Here is a 12,885-nt window from a genome sequence, read left to right as displayed (position 1 = left end):
TCGGTATTTGTTTTTATTTTAAAGGCTGATAACGCCACATATTTGTATCATCAAAAAACCAAAACTGATGACACGTATATTTTTTATTCTATTTACAATTTGTCAATTCTCTTTAATTGCACAAACCACTATTTCTGGTAAAGTTACAGATACTAAAAACAATCCTATTGAGGCAGCAAATGTTTATTTAGATGGCACGTACGATGGAACATCGACCAACGACCAAGGTGAATTTTCTTTTACTACATCAGAAACAGGAACTTTAACGTTAGTAATTTCTTTTGTTTCTTTTGAAACGTATTTTAAAACAGCTGAAGTTTCATCACTTAAAAATTTAAAAATAAAATTAAAAGACGATGTAAATTCTTTAGACGCCGTAGTGATAAATGCAGGAACTTTTGAAGCAGGAGAAAAGACAAAAGTAACTGTTTTAAAACCTTTAGACATTGTTACAACGGCAAGTGCTTTGGGCGATGTTATGGGCGCTTTACAAACATTACCAGGAACTGCCACAGTAGATGAAGATGGACGCCTTTTTGTACGTGGTGGTGAAGCGGAAGAAACACAGATTTTTGTAGACGGAATTCGAGTTTTTACGCCTTATACTCCATCCGCTAGAAATATTCCAAGTCGTGGTCGTTTTTCTCCTTTTTTATTTAAAGGAATTTCTTTTTCTACAGGTGGTTATTCTGCCGAATACGGACAAGCATTATCCAGCGTTTTACAGTTAAACACTATTGATAAACCTCTTGAAGAAAAAACAGATTTATCTTTTATGACTTTAGGTTTGGGCCTAGGAAACACCCAAATTTGGGGCAACAATTCTTTTAGTATAAATACGTCTTACATTAATTTAGCTCCTTACCAAGAAGCTTTTCCTGATAGAAATACTTGGCAAAAACCTGTACAGTCTTTAAGCGGAGAAATGGTGTACAGACATCAATTTAAAAATGAATCTTTACTAAAATTATATGGCGCTTTTAGTTACACAGATTTTGATGTTATACAAGATGATATTAATTACGAAGATGGTTTACGCTTCGGGTTAAAAAACAGAAACCTTTATTTTAATACGTCTTACAAAAATAAGTTTGGTGATAATTGGAGACTAGAAACTGGTTTTAGTTTTACAAACGACCATGCTAACATTAAAATCATTGATGATTTAGTGACCGACAATGAAAACTCAATGCACTTTAAAGTAAAGTTAAAAAAACAAATTTCTAATCGATTTAAAATTAGTTTTGGTTCAGAATATTTTATGACCGATTTTGATGAAGATTACACCGCTTATAATAGCAACAAACTAAAATATGGTTTTAACAATAACATTTTTGCTTCCTTTGCAGAAACTGATATTTTCTTCTCTAAAAATTTAGCCACTAAAATCGGAATTCGTGCAGAACATTCAGAATTGTTAAACGAGTTTACCATTTCTCCGAGAGTTTCTTTAGCTTACAAAATAAATAAAAATTCTCAGTTTTCTTTGGCTTACGGACAGTTTTATCAGAACCCTAAAAACGAATATTTAAAATTTAGTCAAGATTTTAAAGCAGAAAACACATCTCACTTTATTGCCAATTATCAAGCTACAAAACAAGGTCAAATTTTTAGAGTTGAAGGATATTATAAAGACTATAATAGTTTGGTTAAATATGATGACAATCTACCAATAATTACAACTAATTTTAATAACAACGGAACTGCTTACGCAAAAGGATTTGATGTTTTTTGGAGACAAAATGGTAAAATTAAAAACACCGATTATTGGGTTTCGTATTCTTACTTAGATACCAAAAGAAATTACAAAAATTACCCAACCGCTGCAAGACCTAATTTTGCATCTAAACACAACGTATCTCTAGTTGCTAAACATTGGGTAGCAGACTGGAAAAGTCAAATTGGTTTTAGTTACAACTTTGCTTCTGGAAGAAATTACACCAACCCAAATGAAGCAGGATTTTTAAATAATCAAACAAAAAACTACAATTCTTTAAGTGCCAATTGGGCGTATTTAATAGATCAACAAAAAATACTATATTTTTCTGTAAACAACGTTTTAGCTACTCAAAATGTATTTGGCTACAACTACAAAAACACGGCAGAACCTAATGGAAATTTTAATAGACAAGCCATTATACCCAATGCAGACAGATTCTTTTTTGTAGGTTTCTTCTGGACAATTAGCGATAATAAAAAAACAAATCAGTTAGATAATTTGTAGCCTTTTTTGAAGCTATTTCCTGCTTTCCGTTATATCTTTTTATAATTGTCATTGCGAAGTTTACTTTTTTGTAAACTGTGGCAATCTCATATTAAATAACAGATTGCTTCGTTCCTCGCAATGACGCTTATTTATTAGAATTATAAAAAGGATGCCTCTTCAATCAGGGCTAAACCAATTTAAAGACAACTAGCACAAACTAAAAGCACAACTCAGAATCAAAAAACAACAATTCGGTATTATTCTTGTATAATTTACGTAAAAACATCAGATATTTGAAACATCTTAAAACAACAACCATGAAAAAATTATTTTTAATAGCAACCTTAATTTTCTGTTTTACAAACACTTTAAACGCTCAAGAAAATACAGCGAATTTAACAGTAGCATTTTCTGGAATGAAATCTGATAAAGGAAACCTTTTTGTAGCATTGTACAATACAGAAGCAAACTTTTTAAAAAAAGCTTACAAGGGAGAAATGGCTGAAATAAAAAATAAAAAAACAGTAGTTATTTTTAAAAATTTACCAAAAGGAGTGTATGCTATTTCCTCTTTCCATGATATAAATGATAACAAAAAAATGGATACTAACTTTATAGGAATTCCAAAAGAACCAATAGGCATGTCTAACAATGCTAAAGGGTTTATGGGACCTCCAAAATATAAAGATTCTAAATTTAATTTAGAATCTAATAAAACAATTTCTATTAAAGTAAATTAACCCCTTCTTTATACTTACTTAATTTAAAAACCAACATCATGAAAAAATTATTATTAATCATCGCAATTTTTATTGCGACAGGGATTTCTGCGCAAACAAAATATCAAAAAGGAATGCAAAAAGCATTTGATTTATGGGAAAAAGGGAAACTAACAGAAGCATCTCAACTCTTTGAAAGAATCTCAAAAGCAGCACCTACAAAATGGTTGCCTTCTTACTACGTAGCAACAATAGAAATTATTGAAAGTTTTGGTTTAAAAGACGAAGCTATCTTAAAAGCAAAACTAACAAAAGCACAAGGATTTTTAGATACTGCAAAATCAAATTCAGAAAATAACCCAGAAATTTTAGTTGCACAAGCATTTTTAAATCTAGGATATATTGCCTTTGACGGACAAAAATACGGAATGACATTATCCGGAGAAAACAATCAACTTTATGCTAAAGCATTACAAATTGCTCCCAAAAACCCAAGGGTAGTATTAGCACAAGCAGAATGGAACATGGGTGCTGCTAAATTCTTCGGAAAGTCTACAAAACCTTATTGTGCAGAAATTAAACGTGCTATTGCACTTAGTAAAGAAGAAAAAATTGATATCGAGTTTTATCCGAAATTTATGATAAAAAGAGCTGAGGAAGTTTTAAAACAATGTGAAAAATAGTTTTCAGTTTCCAGTTTTCAGTAGCAGTTCCCAGCAATCATCTTATTGGAAACTGCAACTGAATACTGAGACTCTATACTGAAAAATTTTAAGAAAGTATTTTAATAATCAACTCTTGTTTAGCAACCTCATCATCACCAAACAACCATTGCAACACATTATCTTCCCAAATTTGTCCTTTTTCTAACTCTGTAATAATTTTTTGATCAATGGCTAAATCTAAAATTTTTCCAGGATAAGAAGATTGTTTATCACTTTCCATTTCTCCTAACGGATACGGATCGTCTAAGCCCATTAAAACCTGACTTACACCTTGTCTTTTAAACATTAATTTTAAAGAATCTGTATCGTGAACGAGCGTATCAAAAAAGATGTTTTTATGACCGACGGCTCTTCTAGGATGTGTTTTGCCCTCAAATAAATCGGGTCTTCCATCAAACCCCTGAATCCTTCTCCCTAAATTCATTTGTGCCAATTGACCTCCGTGTGCAAAACAAGTTCTAATGTTTTTAAAACGCTCTTGCATGCCGTTTAACGTATAAAAATGATACGCATCACCACACTGTGCCAACATCCAAATTAAATGAAAACGCCAATTGGTATTCTCTAATTTTATCATTTTATCGCCATCATACGGATGAATTTCAATGGCCAACTTGTAATGATCTGCCAATTCAAAAATTCGATCATTTTCTTCATCAAAAACACAACGCCATTGCCCAATAGAATCCATAAAATGCGTTGGCAAACACAACACTTTTAAACCTAATTCCTCTACACAACGTTTTATTTCATCTAAAGCACCATAAATAAAACCAGGATGCACCACAAAACCACAGGTAAATTTACTTGGATGTTCTCTTTGTACTTTTGCATTAAAATCATTCTGAAAACGCAACGCTTTTTTCATTTCTTCTAAACGCAAACCATTTCCATATAACTGAGAAAGATTCAGCACAACTGCATGATCTAGCTTGTTTTTTTCCATCCAAAGCAATTTTTCATCTAAGAAAAAACTAGAATGGGTTACAGGCCTTTTCCACCCTTTTTGCAACATGTGTTTGCGCTCATCATCTACCCAAAAAATCTCTTTTTCCTTCATAAAATCCGGAATTTCTTCTGGATAAGGTAATAAATGTGAATGTCCGTTTATGCGAAGTTTTCTTTTTTCCATGCTTTTGTCATTGCAATTTTACAAAGCAACCTCTTTCTTAAATAACAGATTACTTCATTTGTTCGTTATTAGTAATAACGAACTATTTGTTTTTTACTACTTTCTGCAAATAATTAATTGCCAATTTTTTTAGGAGCATCCATCACTGTACCGCAATTATCACAAGTACATTTTTGTTTATCAGAATAATACCTATCAAAAATCACGGGCATATCTGTTTCTATATTCCCCAACGCAAACTCTTCTCTATACAACTGGTTTCCACAGTTTTCGCAATACCATTCTAATGCATCTAACATGCCTTCAGAACGAGGATATTCTATCACCAAACCAACCGTATTTGCTTTTCTTTGTGGCGAATGTGGCACTTTTGCTGGCAACAAATAAATATCTCCTTCTTTAATTTCTACATCAATTGGTGCTCCCTTAGCATCAATAATTTTTAAAATAATATCACCTTCTACTTGATAAAAAAGCTCTGGAGTTTCATTATAATGATAATCTTTTCTGTTATTTGGCCCACCAACAACCATCACAATATAGTCTCCATTATCCCAAATTTGCTTGTTACCAACAGGTGGTTTTAATAAATGACGATGTTCTTCTATCCAATTTTTTAAATTTAAAGGTTGTACTAAATTCATATCAAAAATTTTTAGATTAATGGGCAATTAAGGTCTTAGAATTAAAAGTCAAAATTTTAATTAGAACCATCTTACCTCTTTACTTTCTTTATTATTTTTTTGGGCGTTCCCTAAAGGTCGGGCTTTTCACTATATCTTTTTGCAAAAAAGCAAAAAGGATGCCGTTGCAATCCCTAACGCACAATTTTATTCTTAAATTAATTAATTTCTTCTAAAATCATTTGTTTAATCTTAACTGCTTTTTCAAAGTGATCTAATTTGTGAGTTTCTATCCACCATTTTGCCACTTCCATTAACAATTTCGGATTGTCATTTTTATTCTTAAAAAATGCATAGAAAGACAAACCAACATTGGTTCCTTTTTTAGCAATTTTCTCATCACAAACTGAAATAATTTTCTCTTTTATCTCTGTATTCATTTGTTATTTTTCTATTTGATACAATGCAATCATTTTCTTATCTATTATTTTTTTAGGAACACTTTTTAAGATGAAGTTTCTAAAAGTTTGACCATATTTCAAATGTGCCATTTTTCCTGTTGTCCAAGATTGGTTTACAACTAAACTGACTTTTTTTTGTCTTTTTTGTTGAAACAATTCAAACACGTTTTCATCTTTATAGGTTGCAATTAATTTGCTTAAATAAAAAGCATCTTCTATTGCCTGTGCGCCTCCTTGTCCCATATTTGGTGTTGTAGCATGACCAGCATCACCAATTAAACAAATATTATTTTTGTGCCACTTTTTAAGCGGTTTTAAATCGTGAATATCATTTCTAATAATCTGATTAACATTTGTTGCTTCGATTAAATCTGTTATTAATGGATTAAAATCTGCAAACATTTTTAAGAGTTTTTCTTTTACCAAATCAACATCATCCTTACCATTTTCTTCAGATAAAGCAACTGCAAACCAGTACACTTTGTCTTTTGATACTTTAGAAATACCGAATCTAATTTTGTCTCCCCAAAGCTCGAAACCTCTGTGTAAAAAATTTTCTTTTAAAGTTAAATCTGTTATTCCACGCCAACAAGTTTGCCCAGAATATCGCTTAGTACTTTCTGGAAAAAGCTGGTTTCTAACTTTAGAATTTATTCCATCTGCAGCAATTAAAAAGTTGGTTTTAATTTTAGAATTATCATTAAAAAAAACTTCTACAATCCCTGTTTCTAATTCTTTAAAAGACTGAAAACCTTTATTTAAAAACACTTTCTCTTTCGGAATCTTACTAAACAATATTTTTTGAAGTGCCGCTCTGTGAATTGCAATGGTTGTAAAACCAAATTTATCTTTTATAAAACCTTGTAAGCTATCAGAAATTGGCGATAAATCTTGCTTACCAATCGTTATTCTGTCTATAGCATTACCGTTAGCTATTACTTCTTCTAACACACCTAAACTATCTAATACTTGTAAGGCATTTGGTGCTAACCAAATTCCTGCTCCTACCTCATTTAATGAGGGTGCTTTTTCAAAAATTTTATATTCAATTCCTGCTTTTTCAAAAGCTAATGCTGTTGTCAATCCTCCAATTCCTGCACCAATAATTGTATATTTCATATCAAATTAATTGCTTTCTGCCAACTCTAACAACTTTAACGTGGTATTGTAATTTCTAGTTGTTGCACTCACAATCAACTTTCTTTCAAATAAATTATTAGTAAGTTTTGTTTTTGCAAAACCTGTTTCGCAATAAATGTATACCATATCATTATCTATTAAATATTGATCTTTATCTATATCTTTTACATTAATTTTTGATTCATATACTTTTTTGTTTAAGAAAACAAATGCAACTATTTTGGTATTGTCTGTTGGAAAAGGATAACTAGCAATTGCTTTTTTAAATTGAGGAATTGTTCTTGCAATTACAGGAACATCATAACCAAATTTGGTTTGAATTCCTTCATTAATTTTATTACAAATTACAGATTTACCTTCATCTGATTCTAAAATAATGTTTCCACTCTGAATGTAGGTTTGTACGTTTTTAAAACCTAAATCGTTTAATAAATCACGTAGTTCTGCCATTGGGAGTTTATTTTTTCCCGACACATTAATTCCTCTTAATAAAACTATATATTTTTTCATTATTTTCTTGTCAGTTCGAGCGCAGTCGAGAACTATTTATTATCTGGTTTATATTTATGATGTGTAGCATTTCTGCATTCAGACAGAATTTGTAACATATCAAAATTATCATTTGCTAAAGCTAACTTTTTCTTTGAACTCCATTTTTTTATTTTCTTTTCAAAATAAATAGCTTGTTCAACATCATTAAAAACTTGATAAAAAATTAATTCTAAAGGTCTTCTTTTAAATGTAAAGCAACCTTTGTTCAATCCTTTTTGATGTTCTTTAAAACGTCGCTCAATATTATTTGTGACACCTACATAAAGTAAATTATCCGAGCATTTTAATATGTATACAAAATAGGCTTTCATAATTACCTCTCGACTGCGCTCGAGGAGACATTTTTAATTGATTTAATACTTTTCATCCTCTAGAGAACTAAGTTCGCTACTTTCAATCAAAAATATATTTTGATTTCAGCAATGCTCGAGGAGACATTTTTAACTGATTTAATAACCTTCTCTTTTCTAAACTTGCTATTATTTTACGTTAAGCACTTACTTTTATTAAAATGTTTAGCCCTGATTGAAGCATTTGTTTGAGCTCTTTTTGTTTTTCACAAAAAAGCGAGTGCGTAAAGCAGGAAATAGCTTCAAAAAAAATTACAACCCTGCAATTTTATCTTCCTCTAAAATGGCATTTGTTTCTATAATTACTTTCTGTAAAATGACTTTCAACTCGTTTTTTGTCATGTTTAAATGCGTGTGTACTTCATTGCCCGCAATTAAATTTAACAAGGCTTTGTCTTGTGCTCTCCCCTTTTTCATGGCGTTGTCATAACCTATATTTTCATTGAAGGTAACCAAAGAATATTTAGAAAAATATTTGGTTGGAAACGTCTTTTCTAAATCCATTTCTATCTTTCTTTTTTCTTTAAAAATAGGATTTGCCACATGATCTCTCATTTCATGAAAATTATCGATTGCTAGATCTGCAATAGCATCTGTGTCTTGTTTTCTTGCTTTTTGATAGGCTTTAAAAACAGCTTCCCAATCTTCTAAATTTTCATTTAAAACAGCATCAAACACGGTAACATCTTCAAAAGAAGCGTTCATTCCTTGTCCGTAAAAAGGCACAATTGCGTGTGCTGCATCGCCCATTAACACCGTTTTGTTTTGATAACTCCAAGGCGAACATTTTATGGTTCCTAAAGCACCAGTTGGGTTATTTAAAAATTCCTCTTTTATATTTGGAATGATTGCCAAAGCATCTGGAAATTCTTTTTCGAAAAAGGCCGTTATTTTTTCTTCGGATGTTAAGTTTGCGAAATTAAACTCGCCTTCATTATAACTTAAAAAGAGTGTAACGGTAAAACTACCGTCTAAATTTGGTAAGGCAATTAACATAAAATCGCCACGAGGCCAAATATGTAAATGCTGGTTACTTATTTGATGATTTCCGCTTTTATCCGCAGGAATTTCTAACTCTTTATACCCGTGATTTAAGTAGTTTTGAGAATAACTAAATAAGAATTTACGTTCTAAATAATAGCTTTTTCTAAGTGAAGAACCTGCGCCATCTGCTCCGAAAATAACAGTTGCATTTACCTTAAATTCTTCTTTGGTTTTATAATCTTTAAAATGTGCTATGTTGTTTTCTAAATCGACATTTTTACATTTTTTATTAAAATGAATAGTAACGTTTGTATGCTTTTCTGCTTCTGTTAATAACAGTGCATTTAAATCGCCACGAGAAATAGAATTGATGTATTCATTTTCTCTTCCCGAATAATTAGACGCAAACGTATTTCCTGCTCTGTCATGCATTAAACGTCCGTACATGGGTATGCAAATTTCTCTTGCTTGCTCTTCTACTCCACACAAACGCAACGCTTTAAAACCTCTATCTGACAAAGCTAAATTGATAGATCTGCCTGCAGAAATATCTACGGTTCTTAAATCTGGTCTACTTTCATAAACCTCAACTTTAAATCCTCTTTGGGCAAGTCTTAATGCTAGTAAAGAACCACATAAACCTGCTCCGATGATTACTATTTTATCTTTTCTGTTCATTTTTTCAATTGTCAGTTCGAGCGCAGTCGAGAACTAATAATAATCTCTCGACTGCGCTCGAGAAGACATTTTTAATTATTATAACAATCCTTTTAAAATTGAAACCATTCTGTACACATCTTCAAAAGTATTATATAAAGGAGTTGGTGCACAACGGATAACGTCTGGCTCTCGCCAATCTGTAATAATATGGTTTTCTGTTAGTTTTTTATGCAAACTTTTATCGGCCTTTTTAACTTGAATAGATAATTGACAACCTCTTTCTTTTGGGTTTGAAGGGGTAATAATTTTTATATCATCAGAGCCAATTTCATTAATTAAAAACTCGAAATAACCTGTAAGTTTTTCTGATTTCTGACGCAAAGCGTCCATACCCACTTTATCAAAAATATCTAGTGACGCTAAAATTGCTGCCATAGATAATATTGGTGGGTTAGATAACTGCCAACCTTCTGCCCCTTCCATCACATCAAAAGGTTTTCGCATATTAAAACGTGTTTCTTTGTTATGATTCCACCAACCTGCAAAACGCGGTAATTTTTTATTCTTGGCATGTTTTTCATGTACAAACAATCCTGCTAAACTTCCTGGTCCTGCATTTAAATATTTGTAGGTACACCAAGCTGCAAAATCTACTCCAGAATCGTGTAAATTTGGCTGAATATTTCCCGCTCCATGTGCTAAATCTATACCTACTATGCAGTCTTTAGCATGCCCCATCTGAGCGATTCGCTCTAAATCTAAAAACTGACCTGTATAATAATTTACGCCACCAATTAAAAGCAACGCAACTTCATCTCCTTCAAACTCTAAAATGGTTTCTAAATCTTCTATGTTTAATAAGGTTTCTCCTTCTCTTGGTTTCCATTCTATTAAATCGGTTTCATCATCAAAACCATGAAATTTTAATTGAGATTGTACTGCATATCTATCCGAAGGAAAAGCATCCGATTCTATTATAATTTTATATTTTGTTTTGGTAGGTCTGTAAAATGAAACCATTAGCAAATGAAGGTTGGTTGTTAATGTATTCATTACAACAACCTCAACAGGTTTTGCGCCCACTACTTTTGCCATCTTATCAGTTAATAATTCATGGTAATTTAACCATGGATTTTTTGCTTCAAAATGACCTTCTACTCCTAAATTTGCCCAATCTTCTAACTCTTGATTGATATATTCTTTGGTAGCTTTGGGTTGTAATCCTAAAGAGTTTCCTGTAAAATACAACCAATCGTTTCCGTTTTTATCTTTAGGAATGTGAAATTGATTTCTTAAAGGAGCAAGTGGATCTTCTTTATCTTGCTGTTTGGCAAATTCTAAATTATTTTGATATTTCATCAGCTTATAAATGAGTGTCTCCAAATATAAAACAATCCTATTGAGAATTCAATTTTTTGAGTTTTGATTTTTTGTACTTTAGCTGAAAATATTTTATTAATGAAAATTATAAAACCTTTTACGCTACTAATTTTAATTCTTTTTATCTCTTGTAAAAATGAAGCAAAATCAATTACCGAAATTCAAAATATGCACACCCATTTAAAGACAGAATTTGCTCCGGACAAAAGAGTGGAACTGTTTGATATTAATTTTGAAATAGCAGATGATCAACTTATTTTAGAAGGAGAAACTACATCTAAAAAAGCTTTTTCTATACTTTTAGATAGTTTAAAAAACAGACAGTTAACTTTTACAAATAATGTGCGTGTTTTACCTGATACTGCTGTAGGAAACCTACAATTTGCAGTTGCTAGAAATTCGGTCATTAACATTCGTTCTAATCCAAAACATTCTGCTGAATTAGGTACGCAAGGTTTGTTAGGCATGTCTTTAAAAGTGTTGGATAAAAAAGGTGATTTTTACAGAGTTCAAACTCCGGATAATTATATTTCTTGGGTAGATAAAGGCGGAATTACAAGAATGAATAAAAAAGATTTTGATACTTGGAACGCTTCTAAAAAAGTAATTTTTACCAAAAATTTTGGATTTGTGTATGCTGATAAATCAATTAACTCCGAAATTGTTTCTGATATTACCCTAGGCGGATTGTTACAATATATTTCTGAAGATGATCATTTTTATGAAGTAAAATATCCTGATAATAGAATTGGGTTTATTAAAAAAGACGAAGCTATTCTTTATAATTCTTGGATTAAAAACTTAACAGTTTCTCAAGAAAATATTGAGACTACTGCAAAAACAATGATGGGCTTGCCTTATTTGTGGGGTGGAACTTCTAGCAAAGGAGTGGATTGTAGTGGTTTTACTAAAATGGTGTATTTAATGAATGGTTTTATCATTCCTAGAGATGCTTCTCAACAAATTAACGCTGGTAAAATTGTTGACACTGATTTAAATTTTAAAGGTTTAGAAAAAGGTGATTTATTGTTCTTTGGTACCAAAGCTACAGCAACTAAAAAACAACGTGTTGTGCATGTTGGTATTTGGTTAGGAAACGACAAAATGGAATTTATCCATTCTTCTGGAAATGTACATGTAAGCTCTATGGATTCTAAAGAACCTAATTATGATGCATTTAATAAAAACAGGTATTTAGGTAGTAAGCGTTATCTTAATGTTGATGACAAAATGATTGTTGACTTGAAAGATGCGATAAAACGTTAAGAGCTATACGTTAGTTTAAATATGTTTAACAATGAAATTAATACAAAAACGAGGAGAAAAGACTAAAGAATTTGAATTAATTGGTAATGAATTATTTATCAAAGAAAAAAGTTTTTTAAGTGCAAAAGAATGGTCTGTTGATATTGAGAATATTGCTCATCACAAAACAATTGAAACACATTCAAAAAAAGGAGTCAATATTATTGGAATTGCATTTATTTTAATTGCAACTTTATCTTGGGTTGGAGTATTTATTGAGGGAAATCCTAATGGAGAAAAAGACGTAATTATTTGGGGAGGAATTTTCATGCTCTTTTTAGGAATTATTGCTTTAAAAGCACCTATGAATAATACTTTAACTATTAGCACAACTCATGGAAATCTAATTTTTTACTTAGATTCCCCTTCAAGAAGTGAGGTTGAAAAATTTGCTTCAGTTTTAATTGAAAAATCAAAAAAGAGTTTAGTTGAAAAATATGCTAGAGTAGATTTTGATATTCCTGAAGAAACTTTTATCGAACAAATAAATTGGTTATTGAATAATAATTTAATTGATATCAATTTTTACAATGAAAAGAAAAATGAATACAAAATAAATAGACTAATCAAGTAAACACGAAAGCGAACACCATTTATAAAAATTGATAAATTAATGTTTTACTTTACCCAAAAAGCAACTTTTCAATA

General features: G+C 31.0%; 13 protein-coding genes. 5 read left to right on the top strand and 8 right to left on the bottom strand.

What is annotated here, in order from left to right; genetic code table 11:
* Positions 1–67: 67 nt before the first annotated feature.
* The 3 genes from WG951_RS14490 to WG951_RS14480 all read left to right on the top strand — a co-directional run bounded on the left by WG951_RS14490 (position 68) and on the right by WG951_RS14480 (position 3,608).
* Positions 68–2,224, top strand: coding sequence for a TonB-dependent receptor (locus tag WG951_RS14490; protein ID WP_105047661.1), 2,157 nt, complete (start codon positions 68–70; stop codon positions 2,222–2,224).
* Between the two features lie 299 nt (positions 2,225–2,523).
* Positions 2,524–2,946, top strand: coding sequence for a DUF2141 domain-containing protein (locus WG951_RS14485; protein ID WP_105047660.1), 423 nt, complete (start codon positions 2,524–2,526; stop codon positions 2,944–2,946).
* Between the two features lie 38 nt (positions 2,947–2,984).
* Complete coding sequence (locus tag WG951_RS14480) at positions 2,985–3,608, top strand: hypothetical protein (RefSeq protein ID WP_105047659.1); 624 nt, start codon at positions 2,985–2,987, stop codon at positions 3,606–3,608.
* Positions 3,609–3,696: 88 nt separating this feature from the next.
* On the opposite strand, the gene WG951_RS14475 is transcribed toward WG951_RS14480, so the two are convergent.
* From WG951_RS14475 to kynU, 8 genes are all read right to left on the bottom strand, one after another.
* Complete coding sequence (locus tag WG951_RS14475) at positions 3,697–4,782, bottom strand: amidohydrolase family protein (protein ID WP_105047658.1); 1,086 nt, start codon at positions 4,780–4,782, stop codon at positions 3,697–3,699.
* Between the two features lie 113 nt (positions 4,783–4,895).
* A complete protein-coding gene (locus tag WG951_RS14470) occupies positions 4,896–5,426 on the bottom strand; it encodes a 3-hydroxyanthranilate 3,4-dioxygenase (protein ID WP_105047657.1) in 531 nt (176 codons plus the stop codon).
* A 197-nt stretch (positions 5,427–5,623) separates the two neighbouring features.
* Positions 5,624–5,845, bottom strand: a complete 222-nt coding sequence (locus WG951_RS14465) for a DUF6500 family protein (RefSeq protein ID WP_105047656.1) — start codon at positions 5,843–5,845, stop codon at positions 5,624–5,626.
* A gap of 3 nt (positions 5,846–5,848) precedes the next feature.
* Positions 5,849–6,985 (bottom strand): FAD-dependent monooxygenase, encoded by a 1,137-nt coding sequence (locus WG951_RS14460; RefSeq protein WP_105047655.1) that lies wholly within the window; start codon positions 6,983–6,985, stop codon positions 5,849–5,851.
* 6 nt (positions 6,986–6,991) lie between these two features.
* On the bottom strand, positions 6,992–7,516 hold the full coding sequence (locus WG951_RS14455) for a DUF1697 domain-containing protein (protein WP_105047654.1): 525 nt from the start codon (positions 7,514–7,516) through the stop codon (positions 6,992–6,994).
* Positions 7,517–7,548: 32 nt separating this feature from the next.
* Positions 7,549–7,869: a GIY-YIG nuclease family protein gene (locus tag WG951_RS14450; protein WP_105047653.1), complete on the bottom strand. Its 321-nt coding sequence runs from the start codon at positions 7,867–7,869 to the stop codon at positions 7,549–7,551.
* Positions 7,870–8,160: 291 nt separating this feature from the next.
* Positions 8,161–9,570 carry an FAD-dependent oxidoreductase gene (locus WG951_RS14445; protein ID WP_105047652.1) on the bottom strand — a complete coding sequence of 470 codons (1,410 nt, stop codon included), beginning with the start codon at positions 9,568–9,570 and terminating at the stop codon, positions 8,161–8,163.
* Between the two features lie 78 nt (positions 9,571–9,648).
* Entirely contained in the window at positions 9,649–10,911 is a 1,263-nt protein-coding gene (gene kynU, locus WG951_RS14440) for a kynureninase (protein ID WP_105047651.1), read from the bottom strand.
* A 99-nt stretch (positions 10,912–11,010) separates the two neighbouring features.
* On the opposite strand from kynU, the gene WG951_RS14435 reads away from it, so the two are divergent.
* Both WG951_RS14435 and WG951_RS14430 read left to right on the top strand, forming a co-directional pair.
* A complete protein-coding gene (locus WG951_RS14435; protein ID WP_105047650.1) occupies positions 11,011–12,198 on the top strand; it encodes a C40 family peptidase in 1,188 nt (395 codons plus the stop codon).
* A gap of 31 nt (positions 12,199–12,229) precedes the next feature.
* Positions 12,230–12,811 carry a hypothetical protein gene (locus WG951_RS14430; RefSeq protein ID WP_105047649.1) on the top strand — a complete coding sequence of 194 codons (582 nt, stop codon included), beginning with the start codon at positions 12,230–12,232 and terminating at the stop codon, positions 12,809–12,811.
* Positions 12,812–12,885 lie beyond the last annotated feature (74 nt).

This window comes from Polaribacter butkevichii (assembly GCF_038024105.1).
GTDB classification, from domain to species: domain Bacteria; phylum Bacteroidota; class Bacteroidia; order Flavobacteriales; family Flavobacteriaceae; genus Polaribacter; species Polaribacter butkevichii.
This window is presented reverse-complemented; position numbering and strand designations above follow the sequence as displayed.

Coding starts and splice junctions, on each gene's coding strand:
- WG951_RS14490 (WP_105047661.1), top strand. CDS start 68: ATGACACGTATATTTTTTATTCTATTTACAATTTGTCAATTCTCTTTA.
- WG951_RS14465 (WP_105047656.1), bottom strand. CDS start 5,845: ATGAATACAGAGATAAAAGAGAAAATTATTTCAGTTTGTGATGAGAAA.
- WG951_RS14460 (WP_105047655.1), bottom strand. CDS start 6,985: ATGAAATATACAATTATTGGTGCAGGAATTGGAGGATTGACAACAGCA.
- WG951_RS14450 (WP_105047653.1), bottom strand. CDS start 7,869: ATGAAAGCCTATTTTGTATACATATTAAAATGCTCGGATAATTTACTT.
- WG951_RS14485 (WP_105047660.1), top strand. CDS start 2,524: ATGAAAAAATTATTTTTAATAGCAACCTTAATTTTCTGTTTTACAAAC.
- WG951_RS14435 (WP_105047650.1), top strand. CDS start 11,011: ATGAAAATTATAAAACCTTTTACGCTACTAATTTTAATTCTTTTTATC.
- WG951_RS14475 (WP_105047658.1), bottom strand. CDS start 4,782: ATGGAAAAAAGAAAACTTCGCATAAACGGACATTCACATTTATTACCT.
- WG951_RS14455 (WP_105047654.1), bottom strand. CDS start 7,516: ATGAAAAAATATATAGTTTTATTAAGAGGAATTAATGTGTCGGGAAAA.
- WG951_RS14445 (WP_105047652.1), bottom strand. CDS start 9,570: ATGAACAGAAAAGATAAAATAGTAATCATCGGAGCAGGTTTATGTGGT.
- WG951_RS14430 (WP_105047649.1), top strand. CDS start 12,230: ATGAAATTAATACAAAAACGAGGAGAAAAGACTAAAGAATTTGAATTA.
- WG951_RS14470 (WP_105047657.1), bottom strand. CDS start 5,426: ATGAATTTAGTACAACCTTTAAATTTAAAAAATTGGATAGAAGAACAT.
- kynU (WP_105047651.1), bottom strand. CDS start 10,911: ATGAAATATCAAAATAATTTAGAATTTGCCAAACAGCAAGATAAAGAA.
- WG951_RS14480 (WP_105047659.1), top strand. CDS start 2,985: ATGAAAAAATTATTATTAATCATCGCAATTTTTATTGCGACAGGGATT.